21 protein-coding genes are annotated in these 17,120 nt (G+C 63.5%); 12 read left to right on the top strand and 9 right to left on the bottom strand.

What is annotated here, in order from left to right; translation table 11 throughout:
* Window positions 1–14 precede the first annotated feature (14 nt).
* Both AC0KWY_RS01740 and AC0KWY_RS01735 read left to right on the top strand, forming a co-directional pair.
* Entirely contained in the window at window positions 15–1,559 is a 1,545-nt protein-coding gene (locus AC0KWY_RS01740; protein ID WP_474027941.1) for a DUF3373 domain-containing protein, read from the top strand.
* 23 nt (window positions 1,560–1,582) lie between these two features.
* A complete protein-coding gene (locus AC0KWY_RS01735; protein ID WP_474027940.1) occupies window positions 1,583–1,906 on the top strand; it encodes a hypothetical protein in 324 nt (107 codons plus the stop codon).
* 119 nt (window positions 1,907–2,025) lie between these two features.
* On the opposite strand, the gene AC0KWY_RS01730 is transcribed toward AC0KWY_RS01735, so the two are convergent.
* The 4 genes from AC0KWY_RS01730 to AC0KWY_RS01715 form a co-directional block, all read right to left on the bottom strand.
* A complete protein-coding gene (locus AC0KWY_RS01730; protein ID WP_474027939.1) occupies window positions 2,026–2,496 on the bottom strand; it encodes a hypothetical protein in 471 nt (156 codons plus the stop codon).
* A 76-nt stretch (window positions 2,497–2,572) separates the two neighbouring features.
* Window positions 2,573–4,129, bottom strand: a complete 1,557-nt coding sequence (gene ahpF, locus AC0KWY_RS01725) for an alkyl hydroperoxide reductase subunit F (RefSeq protein ID WP_474027938.1) — start codon at window positions 4,127–4,129, stop codon at window positions 2,573–2,575.
* Between the two features lie 102 nt (window positions 4,130–4,231).
* Entirely contained in the window at window positions 4,232–4,795 is a 564-nt protein-coding gene (gene ahpC, locus AC0KWY_RS01720; RefSeq protein ID WP_474027937.1) for an alkyl hydroperoxide reductase subunit C, read from the bottom strand.
* Between the two features lie 108 nt (window positions 4,796–4,903).
* Window positions 4,904–6,193 (bottom strand): sigma-54 interaction domain-containing protein, encoded by a 1,290-nt coding sequence (locus AC0KWY_RS01715; protein ID WP_474027936.1) that lies wholly within the window; start codon window positions 6,191–6,193, stop codon window positions 4,904–4,906.
* A 217-nt stretch (window positions 6,194–6,410) separates the two neighbouring features.
* On the opposite strand from AC0KWY_RS01715, the gene cydP reads away from it, so the two are divergent.
* From cydP to AC0KWY_RS01665, 10 genes are all read left to right on the top strand, one after another.
* Window positions 6,411–6,587, top strand: coding sequence for a cytochrome oxidase putative small subunit CydP (gene cydP, locus AC0KWY_RS01710; RefSeq protein WP_474027935.1), 177 nt, complete (start codon window positions 6,411–6,413; stop codon window positions 6,585–6,587).
* Complete coding sequence (locus tag AC0KWY_RS01705) at window positions 6,577–8,133, top strand: cytochrome ubiquinol oxidase subunit I (protein ID WP_474027934.1); 1,557 nt, start codon at window positions 6,577–6,579, stop codon at window positions 8,131–8,133. Before cydP ends, AC0KWY_RS01705 begins: the two co-directional genes overlap by 11 nt.
* 9 nt (window positions 8,134–8,142) lie before the next feature.
* Window positions 8,143–9,285, top strand: a complete 1,143-nt coding sequence (gene cydB, locus AC0KWY_RS01700; protein ID WP_474027933.1) for a cytochrome d ubiquinol oxidase subunit II — start codon at window positions 8,143–8,145, stop codon at window positions 9,283–9,285.
* A gap of 10 nt (window positions 9,286–9,295) precedes the next feature.
* Window positions 9,296–9,919: a ubiquinol-cytochrome c reductase iron-sulfur subunit gene (gene petA, locus AC0KWY_RS01695; RefSeq protein ID WP_474027932.1), complete on the top strand. Its 624-nt coding sequence runs from the start codon at window positions 9,296–9,298 to the stop codon at window positions 9,917–9,919.
* A gap of 11 nt (window positions 9,920–9,930) precedes the next feature.
* Complete coding sequence (cydX, locus tag AC0KWY_RS01690; RefSeq protein ID WP_474027931.1) at window positions 9,931–10,053, top strand: cytochrome bd-I oxidase subunit CydX; 123 nt, start codon at window positions 9,931–9,933, stop codon at window positions 10,051–10,053.
* A complete protein-coding gene (locus AC0KWY_RS01685; protein ID WP_474027930.1) occupies window positions 10,043–10,348 on the top strand; it encodes a cyd operon YbgE family protein in 306 nt (101 codons plus the stop codon). The genes cydX and AC0KWY_RS01685 overlap by 11 nt, the downstream gene beginning before the upstream one ends.
* A gap of 9 nt (window positions 10,349–10,357) precedes the next feature.
* Complete coding sequence (locus AC0KWY_RS01680) at window positions 10,358–10,717, top strand: NifB/NifX family molybdenum-iron cluster-binding protein (protein ID WP_474027929.1); 360 nt, start codon at window positions 10,358–10,360, stop codon at window positions 10,715–10,717.
* A gap of 95 nt (window positions 10,718–10,812) precedes the next feature.
* Complete coding sequence (locus tag AC0KWY_RS01675; RefSeq protein ID WP_474027928.1) at window positions 10,813–11,205, top strand: DUF6858 family protein; 393 nt, start codon at window positions 10,813–10,815, stop codon at window positions 11,203–11,205.
* A 158-nt stretch (window positions 11,206–11,363) separates the two neighbouring features.
* The gene (locus tag AC0KWY_RS01670) at window positions 11,364–11,534 is read left to right on the top strand and encodes a hypothetical protein (protein ID WP_474027927.1); all 171 of its coding nucleotides are present in this window, start codon (window positions 11,364–11,366) and stop codon (window positions 11,532–11,534) included.
* A gap of 110 nt (window positions 11,535–11,644) precedes the next feature.
* Window positions 11,645–11,953, top strand: coding sequence for a CZB domain-containing protein (locus AC0KWY_RS01665; RefSeq protein ID WP_474027926.1), 309 nt, complete (start codon window positions 11,645–11,647; stop codon window positions 11,951–11,953).
* Here AC0KWY_RS01665 and AC0KWY_RS01660 read toward each other — a convergent pair.
* From AC0KWY_RS01660 to AC0KWY_RS01640, 5 genes are read right to left on the bottom strand one after another with little or no spacing between them, the layout of a single operon-like run.
* On the bottom strand, window positions 11,945–12,217 hold the full coding sequence (locus AC0KWY_RS01660; RefSeq protein WP_474027925.1) for a hypothetical protein: 273 nt from the start codon (window positions 12,215–12,217) through the stop codon (window positions 11,945–11,947). The genes AC0KWY_RS01665 and AC0KWY_RS01660 overlap by 9 nt on opposite strands.
* Before the next feature lie 3 nt (window positions 12,218–12,220).
* Window positions 12,221–12,469: a DUF4212 domain-containing protein gene (locus AC0KWY_RS01655; protein WP_474027924.1), complete on the bottom strand. Its 249-nt coding sequence runs from the start codon at window positions 12,467–12,469 to the stop codon at window positions 12,221–12,223.
* Window positions 12,466–14,499 carry a sodium:solute symporter family protein gene (locus AC0KWY_RS01650; RefSeq protein WP_474027923.1) on the bottom strand — a complete coding sequence of 678 codons (2,034 nt, stop codon included), beginning with the start codon at window positions 14,497–14,499 and terminating at the stop codon, window positions 12,466–12,468. Before AC0KWY_RS01650 ends, AC0KWY_RS01655 begins: the two co-directional genes overlap by 4 nt.
* 7 nt (window positions 14,500–14,506) lie before the next feature.
* Window positions 14,507–15,172, bottom strand: coding sequence for a hypothetical protein (locus AC0KWY_RS01645; RefSeq protein WP_474027922.1), 666 nt, complete (start codon window positions 15,170–15,172; stop codon window positions 14,507–14,509).
* A 2-nt stretch (window positions 15,173–15,174) separates the two neighbouring features.
* The gene (locus tag AC0KWY_RS01640) at window positions 15,175–17,118 is read right to left on the bottom strand and encodes a DUF294 nucleotidyltransferase-like domain-containing protein (RefSeq protein WP_474027921.1); all 1,944 of its coding nucleotides are present in this window, start codon (window positions 17,116–17,118) and stop codon (window positions 15,175–15,177) included.
* Window positions 17,119–17,120: the final 2 nt, after the last annotated feature.

Raw genomic sequence — 17,120 nt, 5'->3', positions numbered from 1 at the left:
GGAGAACACATAACATGACAAGCAACATCCTCGGGCGCAAACGGCTGGCGGGCGCAATCGCCAGCCTGTTTCTCCCGTTTGCCGTCCACGCCAGCGAGGCGGAGCTGCTCCAGAAAGTCGAGGCACTGACCCAGCAACTGGCCCAGTTGAAGGCGCAGATCGAGGCCAGCCAGCAAGCCAGCCAGCAGGCGGTTGCCGCGGTCGGCGAAATCAAGGACAAGGTCAAGAAGAACGAGGACCGTTCGCTCGACAAATGGCTGACGGTGGGCGGCGACTACCAGTTCCGCGTCGATCGCCTGAGCGGAAAGACCAAGGCCTACACCTCGCCAGGCGGCGCCGTGCCAAGTTACACGCCGAAGAACAGCTCGATGTACACCAATCGCTTCGGCCTCAACCTGAATGCCAGGGCGACGGAAAACATTTCGGTCAGCGCCCGCCTGCTGATGTACAAGACCTTCGGCAACGACGACGACAGCGGCGCAACCGGCAGCTTCTTCGGCGACCGGATCGGCGTCTTCGATGGCACGATCGGGCACATTCCTTCGAGCAATTACCTGAACGTCGACCGGGTTTACGCCTCGTGGAACAACATCGCCGATCAAGGCATCTGGTTCTCGGTCGGTCGCCGCCCGTCGACCGACGGCACGCCGTCCCATCTGCGCCAGAACAATCCCCGGCCGGGCTCGGGCGGCGCCCCGGCGCTGCTGGTGGATTATGCCTTCGACGGCATGACCCTGGGCTGGGCGCCGGACATCGACGAGTTGCCGGGCGCCTTCGCCAAGATCTGCTACGGTCGCGGCTTCGAAAGCGGCTTCAGCAATCCGGTCGGCAATTCGATCAAGGACTCCGACATGCTCGGTCTGTCCATCGTGCCGATCGATACCGACAAGTTGCGTTTCTGGCTGCAATGGAGCCGCGGCATGAATGTCTTCGACTCGCCGAAGCTCTATGCCTCGGCGTGGAAGATGAACATGAAGCCGGAAACCAATGTCGGCGACATCGACTGGTACGGTACTGGCGCCCTCGGCACGCTGAAGGGCGTCGGCTCGGGCGAACTGAACTGGTTTGCCGATCTGGGGATAAGCCGGACTCACCCCAATGGCAACACGTCGGCGACCATGGCCGGGCTCGGCCTGCTGACCGGCCAACTGGGTGCGGCAGGGGATTCTCGCGACAAGACCGGGGCGGCAATTTACCTGGGCTTGCGTTACGACCTGCCTTCCAAGACCAAGCTGGGCTTCGAGTACAACCGCGGTTCGAAGAACTGGATCACTTTCTCGCCCGCCGCTGCCGATGCCTGGACTTCGAAGCTGGGAACACGCGGCAACGTCTATGAAATCTATGCCATTCAGGAACTCGACGAAAAGCCGTTCTCGTCGCGCTTGGCCAAGGCCTATTTCCGTTTCGGCTTCCAGTACTACGACTTCCATTACACGGGCAGCAACAGTTGGCTGGGTGCTCCTGTCCGGATGTCCGACGTGACCTCGGCAACGCTGTTGCCGATGACTCCGGTTGCCAAGGCCTACAACGCCTACGCAACCTTTGATGTGAAATTCTAACCCCCTCGATACAGGAGAACTTTATGTTTATGCGCAAGAACCTGACCCAACTGTTTGCTTCCATCGTGCTTGGCGCGGCCGTCCTGAGCGTTTCCCCGCTGGCCTCGGCCGACGACGTCAAGATGGTCGGTGTCGTCACCAAGATCAAGATGGCAGCTGACGGCAAGTCGGCGGAAGCGACCTTGAAGGACGTGAAAACCAACGAGTCGGTCGCCATCAACATCAGCGACACGGAAACGCTCGACAAGTTCAAGGACAAGCGCATCCAGGACGGCGACGAAATCCGCGCCAAGTACGACAGCAACGGCAACAAGAGCAAGTCGTTCAAGCGTACCGGCGGCTGCTGATCGCCTGTCGCTGGCGATCAGGCGGCATGCTTGATCGCCAGCTTTTTTCCGTACCTCGTTTTACCCTCGCGCAGCTAAACGCTTCGCTCGCTTCAAGCGCCGGGCAGCTCGCCAAAGACTCACTCCAGCGCCCGCTGCAAGCCCTTCGCATCGCAGGCAAAGGCCGCCTCGCCCACCTTGCCGGCAGCCACCGGCAGCAGCGTCACGCAGTTCTCGCGCTGCGGGAACATCGCCAGTTCGCCAGCCTCGCGTCCGAGAACGATGGCGTAGGGTTTGTCACGCAACTTCGGCAAGGCGAACATCCGGGTCACCAAACCGGGCATCTTGTGGATGTCGGCCAGATAGACGCGCTTCGTGCGCACCAGCCAGTCCGCCGGCTGCTTGTCCAGCCACTCGGTGACCAGCGCCGAACCGGCCTTGTCGGCGGCGAAGATGAGCTGCTGCAGGTCGGCCGGGATCGCTGCCGGCTTGTCGTGCTGGTCGTTGAGCTTGAGCACCGGCACGGGATCGCCGGCGCGCAGGGACGGAACCTGGGCAAGTACCGGCAAGGCAAGGCATGCCAGGGCGAGGGAAAGCAGGAGTTTTTTCATGAAAGCACCGGGTTGAGTTGAAAAACGAACGCCCCCGCGCCGCTGGCGCAGGGGCTTGGCAATACCGCCGGACGGATCAGCTAGCGCTGCGGATCAGGTGATCGAAGGCCGACAACGACGCCGTCGCCCCCGCCCCCATGGCGATGATGATCTGCTTGTAGGGCACCGTCGTACAGTCGCCGGCGGCAAAAACACCGGGCACGCTGGTCTGCCCCCGGGCGTCGATCTCGATTTCGCCGAAACGCGACAGGTTGACCGTCCCCTTCAGCCAGTCGGTCGCCGGCAACAGGCCGATCTGGACGAAGATGCCTTCGAGTTCGACGTGCTTCTCCTCGCCGGACACGCGGTCCTTGTAGGTGATGCCGTTGACCTTCTGGCCGTCGCCGGTGACCTCGGTGGTCTGCGCCGACTTGATCACGGTGACGTTGGGCAGGCTGTACAGCTTCTTCTGCAGCACCGCGTCGGCGCGCAGCGTATCGGCGAACTCGAGCAGCGTGACGTGGGCGACGATGCCGGCCAGGTCGATCGCCGCCTCGACGCCGGAGTTGCCGCCGCCGATCACCGCCACGCGCTTGCCCTTGAACAGCGGGCCGTCGCAGTGCGGGCAGAAGCAGACGCCCTTGGCCTTGTATTCCTTTTCGCCGGGCACGTTCATCTCGCGCCAGCGGGCGCCGGTGGCGATGATCACCGACTTCGACCTGAGTGCCGCACCGTTTTCCAGCTGCACCTCGACCAGCCCGCCCTCCTCGGCGGCCGGCACCAACTTTGCCGCGCGCTGCAGGTTCATGATGTCCACCTCGTAGGCCTTGACGTGTTCTTCCAGCGCCATGGCGAGCTTCGGCCCTTCGGTTTCCTTGACCGAGATGAAGTTCTCGATGCCCAGCGTGTCCATCACCTGGCCGCCGAAGCGCTCGGCGACGACGCCGGTGCGGATGCCCTTGCGTGCCGCGTAGATCGCCGCCGCCGCACCGGCCGGTCCGCCGCCGACGACCAGTACGTCGAACGCCGCCTTGTTGCCGATTTCCTCGGCGGCACGGGCGGCGGCGCCGGTATCGACCTTGGCCAGGATTTCCTCGATCGTCATCCGGCCCTGGCCGAATTCCGCGCCGTTCAGGAAAACGGTCGGCACCGCCATGATCTGCCGCGCATCCACTTCGCCCTGGAACAGCGCGCCGTCGATCATCGTGCTGGTCACATTCGGGTTGAGCGCCGCCATCAGGTTGAGCGCCTGGACGACGTCCGGACAGTTGTGACAGGACAGCGAGATGAAGATTTCGAAGTCGAAGGAACCGGCCAGGCCCTTGATCTGCTCGATCACCGCCTGGTCAACCTTCGGCGGGTAGCCGCCGACCTGCAGCAGGGCCAGTACCAGCGAGGTGAATTCGTGGCCCATCGGCAAGCCGGCAAAACGGACGCGGGCGGCCTCGCCGGGGATGGCAACGCCGAAAGACGGGATGCGGGCATGCGCTTCCTCGCGCAGGCTGACCTTGGCCGAGCATTCGAGGATGTCGTTGAGCAGCGCGCGCATCTCCTGCGATTTCGCGTCGTCGCCGAGGGCGGCGACCAGTTCGATCGGCCGTTGCAAGCGTTCGAGGTAAGCCTTGAGTTGTTCCTTGATGGAGCTGTCGAGCATGGTTTTCTCCCTGTTAGCGGTATTGGATGGCACGGCAATAGCGCGCTGCGACGCGCCATTGCGCTGCCATCCGCCGAGCAGCTAGCCCGGCGGTGGTCAGGATCAGATCTTGCCGACCAGATCGAGCGACGGTTTCAGGGTTTCGGCGCCTTCCGTCCACTTGGCCGGGCAGACTTCGCCCGGGTGCGAGGCGACGTACTGGGCGGCCTTGACCTTGCGCAGCAGCTCGGAAGCGTCACGGCCGATGCCCAGGTCGTGGATTTCGGCGACCTTGATTTCGCCTTCCGGATTGACGACGAAGGTGCCGCGCAGCGCCAGGCCTTCGGATTCGATCATGACGTCGAAGTTACGGGTGACGGTACCGGTCGGATCGCCGAGCATCACGTACTGGATCTTGCGGATCGTGTCGGAAGCGTCGGCCCAGGCCTTGTGCGTGAAGTGGGTGTCGGTGGACACCGAATAGACTTCGACGCCGAGCTTCTGGAATTCAGGATAAACGTCGGCCATGTCGCCGAGTTCGGTCGGGCAGACGAAGGTGAAGTCGGCCGGGTAGAAGAAGAAGATCGACCACTTGCCCTTGAGGTCGGCGTCGGAAACGGTGATGAACTTGCCGTTCTGGTAAGCCTGAACGGTGAAGGGCTTGATCTTGGTATTGATGATGGACATGAGTTTTCTCCTTGAGCGGGTGGGTTGAATTGCTGCGACAGGGAGGATCATAGAAAAGCGCCGCCAATCAATCCAATTGATTAAACAAATAAAATCGATTTTAGAAAACTATCCTTGTACCTTGCGCAAGGCCTGCAATCGCCGATACAAGGTTCGCTCGGAAATGCCGAGCCGCTCGGCCAGTTCCCGGCGATTGCCGGCATGCGCCTGCAGCAGGATTTCCTGCTCGGGCCTCGGCACCGGCTTCGCTGCCTGGGCTGCCAAGGTCGGCAGCGCAAAGCGTGCCTTGTCCAGACCCGGCAGGTGCTCGGCCTGGATCACCTCGCCGTCGCACAACAGACAGGCGCGCTCCAGGATATTGCGCAATTCCCGCACATTGCCGGGGTAGCGATAGCTCGCCAGACAGGCTTTGGCTTCCCCGGACAAACTCAGCGAACGGTCGCCGGCGACCCGCGCCAGCAAGGCCTCGGCAAGCAACAGGATATCCTCGCCGCGCTCGCGCAGCGGCGGCAGGAAAATCGGGAAAACATTGAGCCGAAAATACAGATCCTGGCGGAAACTGCCCTGCTCGACCATTTCGGCAAGCGGGCGGTGCGTCGCCGAAATGACGCGGATTTCCGCCTTGCGCAATTCCGGCGAACCGACCCGGCGATAGGTGCCGGTTTCCAGCAGGCGCAGCAATTTAACCTGGATCGTCAACGGGATATCGCCGACCTCGTCGAGAAACAGAGTCCCGCCGGCAGCCGCCTCGACCAGGCCGGTCTTGCGTGCCGAAGCGCCGGTGAAGGCGCCCCGTTCGTGGCCGAACAGTTCGCTTTCGAACAGCGTTTCCGGCAATCCGGAACAGTCGACCGCGACGAAAGGCCGCTCGGCACGCTTGCTCATCTGGTGGATGGCGCCTGCGACCAACTCCTTGCCGGTTCCCGATTCCCCTTGCAGCAACACGGCGGCCTCGGCAGGCGCCACCCGGGCCAGCATTTCCATCATGTGCAGAAAAGGCGGCGAGCGACCGATCAAACCCTGAACATGGGCCTGGCTGCGCGCGCCGGGTATCGGTTCCAGCTTTTCGATGTAATAGACGATCTCGCCGCCTTCATCGCGAATCGGCGACAGTTCGATATTTTCAAAAACTTCGCCAGCCGGGGTGTGGTGCAGATGCAGCACCCGCTCGCGTTGCCCTGAAAGCAGGCTGCGCTGCAACGGACAAGACTCACCAGCAAGATTGCAGGGCACGTCGAAGCGATGCGAAACCTCGTAGCACTTGCGACCGACCACTTCCTGCTCGCCCACCCAGATCCTCCGGTAGGCATCGTTGGCCGCAATGATGCGGTTCTCCCGGTCGCACAGGATGTGCGGCTCGGGCAGGGTCGTCAGGAAAGAAATCAATTCACTCAACATGCCTTGCCTCCGGGCTCGCTCACTGCCGATCATTCTGCCACAAACTGCCACGTCACTGACACACCACTGCCATATGGCAGACCAACCCCCTGGAAAAACCCTACGGGGTTTTATCGAACCATTTACTTTCAATGACTTGGACAACACCTCCGGAGCAAAAAAAGCTGGCACAACTCTTGATAAGTAAAAGCTGTTAAGCAAACACCGGAGGCCTTTCATGAACCAACGCGAACGACGCCTGCGCCGCGAGTTGATTCTCCTCGTCATCGTCAAGCTGATCGCCCTGACGGCGATCTGGTGGCTGTTTATCCGCGACGTCCGGGTCGCGGTCAACGCATCGACCGCTGCCCGCCATTTCACCACCGCCCCGCAAGGAGACCCCCATGCTCAGTGAGCAGCTCGTCGACCTGTCACGACTACAGTTCGCGATCACCGCCATGTACCACTTCCTGTTCGTGCCGCTCACCCTCGGCATGACCTGGATTCTCGTCATCATGGAATCTTGTTACGTGATGACCGGCAAGACCATCTACAAGGACATGACCCGCTTCTGGGGCAAGCTGTTCGGGATCAACTTCGCGCTCGGCGTCACCACCGGCATCACCATGGAGTTCCAGTTCGGCACCAACTGGGCTTACTACTCGCACTACGTCGGCGACATCTTCGGCGCGCCACTGGCCATTGAAGGGCTGATGGCCTTCTTCCTGGAATCGACGCTGATCGGCCTGTTCTTCTTCGGCTGGGATCGGCTGTCGCGGCGCCAGCATCTGCTGGTTACCCTGTTCATGGGCATCGGCACCAATCTGTCGGCACTGTGGATCCTGATCGCCAACGGCTGGATGCAGAACCCGGTCGGCGCCGAATTCAGCTACGTGACGATGCGCATGGAAATGGTCGATTTCTGGGCCGTGCTGTTCAACCCGGATGCCCAGGCCAAGTTCGTTCATACCGTTTCCGCCGGCTATGTCACCGGCGCCATGTTCGTCCTGTCGATTTCGGCCTTTTACCTGCTGCGCGGCCGCGATACCGAATTTGCCAAGAAGAGCTTCCGCATCGGCGCCGCCTTCGGCCTGGCGTCGATCCTCTCCGTCATCGTGCTCGGCGACGAATCCGGCTACACCGTCGGCGAAGCCCAGCAGACCAAACTCGCCGCGATGGAAGCAATGTGGGAAACCGAGCCGGCCCCGGCTTCGTTCAACCTGATTGCGCTGCCCAACGAAAAGGCCATGAAGAACGACTTCGCGATCGAGATTCCCTGGGTCATGGGCCTGCTGGCGACCCGCTCGGTCGATGAGCAGATTCCCGGCATCAAGGAAATCCGCGAGAAAAACCGCGAACGCATCCTTTCCGGCCAGATTGCCGTCACCGCGCTGGAAGCCCTGCGCAAGAACCCGGCTGACACAGAAACCAAGGCGCTGTTCGAGAAGCACGTCGAGGATCTCGGCTTCGGTCTGCTGTTGAAGAAGTACATCGTCGACGTGCGCCAGGCAACGCCGGAAATGATCGACCGCGCCGTCGCCGACACCATCCCCGCCGTCGCCCCGCTGTTCTGGACCTTCCGCATCATGGTCGCCTTCGGCTTCCTGATGCTGGCGCTGTTCGGCATTGCCATGTGGTCGTCGATCAAGGGCAATTTCGCCAGCAAGCCCTGGCTGCTGCGCTGGGCGCTGTGGATGCTGCCGATTCCCTGGCTGTCCTGCGAGATGGGCTGGTTCGTCGCTGAATACGGCCGGCAACCCTGGACCATCTACGGCGTACTGCCCACCCACCTCTCGGTATCGACCTTGTCGACCGCCAGCCTGTACGGCTCGCTCGCCGGCTTCGTCGGCTTCTACACGCTGCTGCTGGCCGTCGAAATGTACCTGATGGTGCGCTTCGCCAAGCAGGGTCCGGGCAGCCTGGGCACCGGCCGCTATGCCAACGAACCCGTTCACGCCTGAGGAACAGAAATGCTATTTGACTACCCAACCCTGAAACTCATCTGGTGGCTGCTGGTCGGCGTCCTGCTGGTCGGCTTCGCCATCATGGACGGCCACGACATGGGGGTCGGCACGCTGCTGCCCTTCGTCGGCAAGAACGACGTCGAGCGCCGCATCGTCATCAACACCGTCGGCCCGCACTGGGACGGCAACCAGGTCTGGTTCATCACCGGCGGCGGCGCCATCTTCGCCGCCTGGCCGTTGGTCTATGCCACCGCCTTCTCCGGCTTCTACTGGGCCATGCTGGCGGTACTCTGGGCACTGTTCTTCCGCCCGGTCGGCTTCGACTACCGCAGCAAGATCGCCAACCCGACCTGGCGCAACACCTGGGACTGGGGTCTGTTCGTCGGCGGTGCCGTACCGCCGCTGATCTTCGGCGTCGCCTTCGGCAACCTCTTCCAGGGCGTTCCCTTCCACTTTGCCGAAAACCTGATGCCCTACTACACCGGCAGCTTCTGGGCCTTGCTCAACCCCTTCGCCCTGCTCTGCGGCCTGGTATCGACGGCGATGATCACCTTCCACGGCGCGGTCTACCTGATGCACCGCACCGAAGACGCGGTCTATCGGCGGGCGCAACTGTCCATGCTGATCTTTGGCGTGCTCCTGCTGCTCGCCTTCTCGGCTGCCGGCATCTGGCTGTGGCAGGGCATTGACGGCTATGCCATTGTTTCCGCCGCCGACCCGGCCGCGTTGCCCAATCCGCTGGACAAGGAAGTCGTGCGCCAGCCCGGTGCCTGGCTCGCCAACTACGGCAAGTACCCGCTCACCATGGCCCTGCCGGCGCTGGCCTATGCCGGCACGCTGGCCGCCATGCTGCTCGCGGTCAATGGTGCGACGCTCGCCGCCTTCGTCGCCTCGTCGCTGGCCATCGTCGGCGTCATCGGCACCGCCGGTGTCTCGCTGTTCCCCTTCGTGATGCCGTCGTCAACCGACCTGCGTTCCGGCCTTACCGTCTGGGACAGCGTTTCCAGCCATCTGACGCTGAACATCATGCTCTGGGCCACCCTGATCTTCATGCCGATCATCATCGCCTACACCAGCTGGGCGTACAAAGTGATGGCCGGCAAGGTCACGGCGGCCTACATCCGCGAAAACGACCACGCTGCCTACTGAGGAAAACGCCATGACCACCTGTACCTGCCAGGGAACATCCTTCACCGTCTGTGACAGCCCGGCCCGCCGCCAGTGGATGATGGCCACCGCCGGCGTCGGCGGCGCGCTGACGCTGGCGGCAATCGTCCCCTTTGTTTCCAGCCTGATGCCATCGGAACGGGCACTGGCGGCCGGCGCACCGGTGGAAGTTGATATCGGCAAGTTGGCGCCAGGCACGATGATGGTCGTCGAATGGCGCGGCAAGCCGGTATGGATCCTCAACCGCACACCGGAAATGCTGGCCGCGCTGAAAAAGGCCGAGCCGATGCTGGCCGACCCGGCTTCCGGAGTAACAACGCAACAGCCCGCCTACGCCGCTAACGAAACCCGCTCACGGGTTCCGGAAATGCTGGTTGCCATCGGCATCTGCACCCATCTCGGCTGTTCGCCCTCGGCCGCCTTCACGCCGGGCGACCCGGCACTCGGCGCCGATTGGCCGGGGGGATTCCTCTGCCCCTGCCATGGGTCGACCTTCGACTTTGCCGGCCGTGTCTTCAAGAACAAGCCGGCGCCGACCAACCTCGAAATCCCGCCCCACCGGTATCTGACCGACACCCGTCTGATCATCGGCAGCGACGAATTCGACAAAACCTGAAAGGAATCATCATGTGGTATTTCGCCTGGGTACTCGGTATCGGCTTTGCCGTACTGCTCGCCATTCTCAACGCGCTCTGGGGCGACTACGAAGACAGCCGCCAAACGGCGGACGACGCCTCCGATGCCCGCTAACCCCCTGCCCGCCGCCACGCCGGGCATGGCCTGGCTACCGCTTGGCCTCGCCCTGCTGCTGACGGCGGCACTGACCATCTTCCCCGGTCTCGCCACCGACGCTGCCGGCAGGGCCGATCACCCGGCAGCCCTGCTGCTGTTCTGGGCCATGAGCGCCGGCTTCGTGCGCGGGGTCGGCTTCATCCCGCGCCACTGGCTGGCGCACTGGCCGCTTTCCGGTCCTGCCTGCCTGATCGCGCTGCTGCTGGCGCTCGCCCGGCTCAAGGCGATTGGCAACCCGTTTCTATTCCACTGAAGGAAAATCATGCAGATCGCCATCACCAGCCAGAATCGCAAGACCATCACCGAGCACGCCGGCAAGTGCCGGAAGTTCTGGATCTACGAGGTCGAACAGGAACGGGTGGCCAGTCGCCGCCTGGTCGAACTCGATCTCGATCAGAGCTTCCACGCCAGCCAGGAACTGCCCCGGGCGCTCGCCGGGATCGACGTGCTGATCAGCCGCGGCATGGGCGGCAGACTCCAGCAGCGCCTGCTCGCCCTGGGCATCCGCCCCCTGCTCACCGACCTCGACGACCCGGAGCGCGCCGTTGCCGATTTCCTGCGGGGACAGCTACTCAGCCGTTCGCCGGAAGCCGGCTGCGACGCTCACGAACACGCGCACTGAAGGAGGCGCCGGCAGGCGCTGGATGCCGCGTCCGGGCTCTGCTAGAATCGCCGCCTCATGCCATTGGCAACCCCCACCCACCTCCGAACTTCGCCATGAAACAAACCCTGCTCAACGATAAATACCCGGTCTTCGTCGCCGAGATCGCCAAGACGGAAACCACCTTCACCTCGGTTCCCGCGCTGGTCGAGTATTACCAGGCGAAGATCGCCGAGAACCCGAAAGTCCAGTTCCTCGGCGTCTTCGACCACTTCGCTCATACCACCCGGATCGGCGGCGAAATCATGGCCGGCCTGCAGGCCGCCGTCGATATCATCTTCTGCTTCGGTTTTGCCCTGCCCAACCCGCAGATCCTCGCCGTGCGCCCCCGCTCGATCGGCATTGCCGACCTCGGCGACAAATTTGTCATCAGCTTCATGGAAGCCCCCATGGCGCCCGCCAACCAGGCCATGGAGGCCTGGACCCTGGCGCTGCGCAACGCCGGCTGACCCCGAGTACCACCTCCGCAACACGCTTCGCCCGGCCTTGTGCCGGGCTTTTTTTCGCCGGAAAAAAAAGCCAAGCCCCGACCACTGTACAAATAACCAGTCTTGCTTTACGCTAGAGCCACTGTTCGTTTATCCAGTTACCGTATCGGGAGCAATTCATGAAACAGCTGCAAAAATGGTTCGACATCCTCGCCGGCATTTCCGAAGCCGAGCGCCACCGGCAGGCGATCGCCCAAGCCATCTTCAATCACGCGGGACCGGACCTCAACGCGCTGGCGACACCGGCATGCTGGCGTCGTGCCAGCCACGTCCGCCCCGGCAAACGCTGATCCATCCCCGCCCCCAGTGACACCACCGCTTGCAAAGCCGACGGCAAGCTGCGGCATAATGGCGCACCAAAGCGACCCGGCGGTCGCCGTTACCAGGGGGAAAACCACAGATGAAGGCCATCGATATCGACGAAACCATCCGGCTGCATGGCAAATGGCGACGGCAGTTCCTGAACGCCTTCGCCGGTGGCAACTACGTCGATATGCCGCTTTCCGACCATCGCGCCTGCAAGCTGCCGGGCTGCCGGGAAAACGCACTGCCGGCCGAAGTCGAGGCGCTGCACCAGCGCTTCCACGCCCTGGCCGACGAGATCATCGAACTCAGCCAGAACGGACTCGGCGACTCCGCCGATCTGCTGCTGCCCGAACTCAACGAAGCCGCCCACCAGTTCGCGGCGGCGCTCGACCAGCTACGCTAGCCTCAGCCGCCAGGCGGCAAGCAGCATCCAGGCCGCGAACAGGGCGCAGAAGCAAAGCACACCCGCCAGCAGCGGACGTTCGCGCCCAGGCATCAGCGCGGCCATCAGACGGCGCGGGGCGCGGGTGATCAGTTCGAAGAGGCGAAAAATCGGATTGCTCTGACGCCGTTCGCCGGCCAACAACGCCATTGCCGCCATCCCGAGCAGGCTGAGCCCGAGCATCTCGATCACCGCGCGCAGGGCGCCGATCAGGAACGGCAGCACCGGCTATTCTTCCCTGATCTCGTATTCCGCATCGAGAACGCTCATGCGCTGGCTGTAAAACACGATGATGCCGAGATAGCAAAGCAATATCCCTTGCGCCGCGAAGTAAAACCCGAAGGGAAACCCAAAGAACTGGAACTCGTTGAGTTCGCGGGCAAACCAGATGACGACGAAGGTCAGGATCATCCAGATCAGCAGCAGCCAGGCCGTCAGCCGCCGCGTCCTGCGCCAGTAGGGAGAAACCTGGTTCATCTGCCCTCTCCCGGTTCGCGTATCCTGGCCAGGAATTCGGCCGCCTGCGGCGCCGGCCGGGTCAGCAGGCTGACCGCGATATTGGTGGCGAAGCCGGCAACGATGCCGAAGACGCCGGCCGACGTCGATTTCAGATGGAACCAGGGATCGAGCGTGCCGTCGGCAAAACCCAGCCAGGAATAGCCGCCGAATTCGAGGCGCAGGATGTAATAGAGCGTCAGCAGCAGGCCGACGACCATGCCGGCGATGGCGCCGGCACGCGTCGCGCGCGCCCAGAAGATGCCGAGCACCAGCGCCGGGAAGAAGGCGGCGCCGGCAATGGAAAAGGCCCAGGCCACCATCGACAGGATGGTCCCCGGCTTCTGTGCGGCGACGGTCGCCGCCAGCACGGCGACGAGCAGCAGCAGCGACTTGGCAATGACCAGCCGGAACTGGGTTGACGATTGCGGCCGGAAGACCCGGTAATAGACATCGTGCGACAAGGCGCTGGTGATCGTCAGCAGCAGCCCGTCGGCGGTGGACAACGCCGCCGCCAGGCCGCCGGCGGCGACCAGACCGGAAACGACGTAGGGCATGCCGGCGATTTCCGGCGTCGCCAGAACGATCACGTCGGGGTTGAGCGACAGCTCGGCAAACTGCAGGATGCCATCGAAGTTGATGTCCTCGATCGACACCAGGCCAACCTTGCTCCACGCCGCGACCCAGCCCGGCAGCTTGGCGATCGGAATGCCCGCCAGATGGGACAGCACCTCGAACTTGGCGAACACCGCGTAAGCCGGCGCCGTCACGTATAGCGCCATGATGAACAGCAGCGACCAGAACACCGACTGGCGGGCCTGCGCCACCGTCGGCGTCGTGTAATAGCGCATCAGCACATGCGGCAGCGCCGCCGTGCCGACAGTCAGGCAGAAGATCAGCGCCAGGAAATTGATCCGCTGGGCGTTGCGCTCCGCCGCCGTATCCCCCGGGAAGGGCTCGGCGTGGGGGATCGGCGGCTTGCTGCGTTCGAGCGCGAGATACATGTCCTTTTCCCATTGCTCGCGGGCCTGCGCCGGGTCGGGCGGCAACTCGCGGCGCAGGCGTTCGAGGGCGACGATGTCGCGCATCTGTGCATCGGAGGCCTTCAGGGCGTTGATCTCGATCGCCAGCCGTTCGCGCTCCTGGATCAGCGAATGCGGCAACTGCATGATCTTCTGCGCGTAGAGGTCGGCCCGATCGGCATAGAGCGCGCGCACCGCGACCTCGTCCGGCGAATTGAAGAGCTTCTTCTCGAGTTCGCTGACTTCGGCCAGCACCTTGCCGTACACCGCCTGCGGCACCGGCACGCCGGTCACGTTCCAGGACAGGATGGCGACTGGCGTGATGTAGGCGACGATCAGGATCAGGTACTGGGCGACCTGCGTCCAGGTCACCGCCCGCATGCCGCCGAGGAAGGAACAAACCAGGATGCCGGCGAGGCCGACGAAGACGCCGACCTCGAACTGCAGGCTGACGAAGCGGCTGGTGATGACGCCGACGCCGTAGATCTGCGCCACGACATAGACGAAGGAAGCGAGGATCGCCGCGAACACGGCGATCAGCCGGATGGCATTGCCGCCGTAGCGGGCGCACAGGAAATCGGCAATCGTGTATTGCCCGAAGCGGCGCAGGTAGGGCGCCAGCAGCAGGGCGACGAGGACGAAGCCGCCGGTCCAGCCGATGACGTAGGCCAGCCCCTGGAAACCCTGCAGGTAGAGGGTGCCGGCCAGGCCCATGAAGGATGCGGCGCTCATCCAGTCGGCACCGGTCGCCATGCCGTTGAAGAAGGCCGGTACCCGGCGACCGGCGACGTAATACTCGGAAACGTCGGTGGTCCGGCTGAAGACGCCGATCAGCGCGTACATCGACACGGTGAACACCAGGAAGGCGTAACCGACCCAGCGCGGCGGCATGCCGGCGCGTTCGAGCAGCGCCAGGAAAAGGACGAAGCCGAGGAAAATCCCGGTGTAGTAAAGGTAGTAACGCTGCAGCCGGGTCAATGAGGCGAACATGCCGGCGTCAGTGGGTGCGGCGCAGGTGGCTGCTGGCCTTCGATTCGTCGATCAGCGCGGCGACGTCGTCGACTCCCTTGGCATGCGCACGCACCACCAGCATCTGCATCAGGCGCGCCAGCAGCAGACTGTTGGCGATTGGACTGCGCCGCCCCTCGCCGGCCTCGAGCCCGAAAGCGAAGAGCCAGTCATCGAGCGGCAGCGGCGTCACGCTCTTGTCGCCGAACAGCGCCGGCAGCAGCCAGACCAGATCGACCCAGCGCGGCTGGAAGACGACGCCCAGGCGCTTGCGGATCAGTTGCTGCAGGAAAGCCGCGACATAGGCGGCGTGATAAGCGACCAGCGGCGATTTGCCGACGAAGCGCAGGAAGACCGCCAGTTGGCGGTCGAGCAGCGCCGGGTCGTCGCCCGCTGTATCGAGGTCGATGTACAGACTCTGCTCCGGGGCAATCACGCCCTTGTGCAGGACGCTCGCCCCGATGCCGGTCAGCCGATCGCGTTCGGGGTCGAGACCGGTGGTGGCAATGTCGATCACGACGTAGCGGGTCAGGAAATGCGACGACTCGAGCACCTCGCCCTCGCTCGCCGACCATGCGTCGACCGCATCCCGCACATCTTCGGGAAGTGACCCGCTGGTGCCGTCCCCGAACAGGAGTTTCTTGATCCCGAACATGGTCAGTTATTCACCTGGTAGTCGAGTTTCAGGCGCGACTGGATCTTGCGTGCCTGGCGGAAGGATTCCTTGAGGATGCGGCGGTCCAGCTCGTTGAGCTTTTCCGGATCGATCAGGTTGTCGCCCTGACGCCCCGGCTCGCCTTCCAGGTACTGGTGCTGCAGGCGCAGCAGCTGGATGAAGTTGAGGCCGTCGAGGACGGCGTTGATCTCCTCGCCGCGGATGTTCATTTTCTGCGCCGACAGCCGCAGGCGCTGGATCGTGTTGGTGCTGTGCACGCCGGCGGCAAGCGCGTAGATACGCGCGACATCGACGAAGATGCGCGAGCCGACTTTCTTGAGGTCGATCTTGCCCGGGTGATCGGGTTCCAGATCGGTGACGAAATCGCGGATCTTGCCCAGCGGCGGCCCGACATCAAGGGCATTGCGCGCCATCGCCTGCAGGAAGACCGGCGTCGCCGACGCCTGCTCGAGCAGGTGGCGACGCATCGCGTCGGGCAGTTCGACCTTGCCGTAGAGCGGCCGGAAATCGAAGAAAATCGTCGCGTTGAGCAGCGCCACCGGCTCCGGCGTGCGGATCCACTTGCTGAACTGCGCCTTCCATTCGTCCAGCGTCAGGCACCACTGCGGATTGCTGGCCATGATGTTGCCCTTGCACAGCGGGAAACCGACCTGATCCAGGTTCTGGTTGGTGGCCAGCGCGAAAGCGAGGAAACGCTGCTTCAGCGCCTCCTTGTCCTCACCGTCGGGAACGGCAAAGACGATACCGTTGTCCTGGTCGGTGCTGAAGGTCTGCTCGTCGCGCCCTTCCGAACCGAAGGCCAGCCAGCACCAGTCGACACCGGTGAAATCGTGATTTTCCAGGTTGAGCTGGATGACGCGCCGGGTCAGCGCATCGTTGAGCGCCGAAATGAACTGCGTCAGTTGTTCGGCGCCGATCCCCTGGGCCAGCATGTTGAACGACAGCTGGCGGACGTCGGCAGCCGACGCCTTGAGCGCCGCGACATTGGGCGCCGCCTCGATGGCCTGGCGAATCTGACGCAGACCGACGCGCTGCAAGGCGAACAGGTCGCGCTCGGAAACGACGCCGGACAGGCAGCCGGCGTGGTCGGTGACCAGCACGTGGCGGATGCCGTGCGTCGCCATCGCCAGCATCGCGTCGTAGGCGGTCGCGTGCTCGTCGAGGGTCAGCGGCGACGCCGACATCGCCGCGCTGATCGGCGATTCGAGCGGCAAGCTGGCGAGCACGACGCGGTCGAGCAGATCGCTGCGGGTGAAGATGCCAAGCGGCTTGCTCTCCGGATCGACTACCACCATCGAGCCGACACCGGCTTCCGACATCGTTTCCAGCACTTGGCGCAGCGGCGTTTCCGGCTGCACCGCCAGCGGATTGCGGGCACCGATGCCGGCCAGTGGCGAGTTCAGCGTCTGCTGCTCGCTCGCCTTCTGCGCGAACTGCGCCTGCAATTGGCGCCGCGACTGATCGAGCAGGCTGGCGATGTACTGGGTGCAGAAGAGGTTGAATTCCGGGCTGGTCGCCATCAGGACCAGGTAATCCTCGGCCGGCAACTGGTAGCAGAAGCTGTCCTCGACCGCGGTATAGATGTTGGTCGACGGACGGCCGGCGGTCACCGCGCCGATCGGAAAGCTTTCGCCGGGACCGAGGCTGAGGATCGAATATTCAGTCACCGTCACTTCGCCGGCCTGGCGCGCCTGGACCTTGCCGGATTCGATCAGGTAGAAGAAACGGACATTGCCCGAATCGGGACCGACGATCAGGCTGCCGGCCGGATAGAAGGCGATGTGCGCCTTGTCGGCGAAAAGCTGCAGGGCAGCCGGCGCCATCTTGTTGAACGGCGCGTGCCGGACCAGGAAGGCCTGGGTCGTCGCCGCCGCCCGTTGCTGCCCGGCCTGCCTGAGCATCGCCTCGAGCTGTTGAACATCCATGA

The organism is Azonexus sp. MM2026_4 (assembly GCF_055901855.1).
The sequence above is the reverse complement of the archived record's forward strand: the minus strand, read 5'-3'. Positions and strand labels throughout refer to the sequence as shown.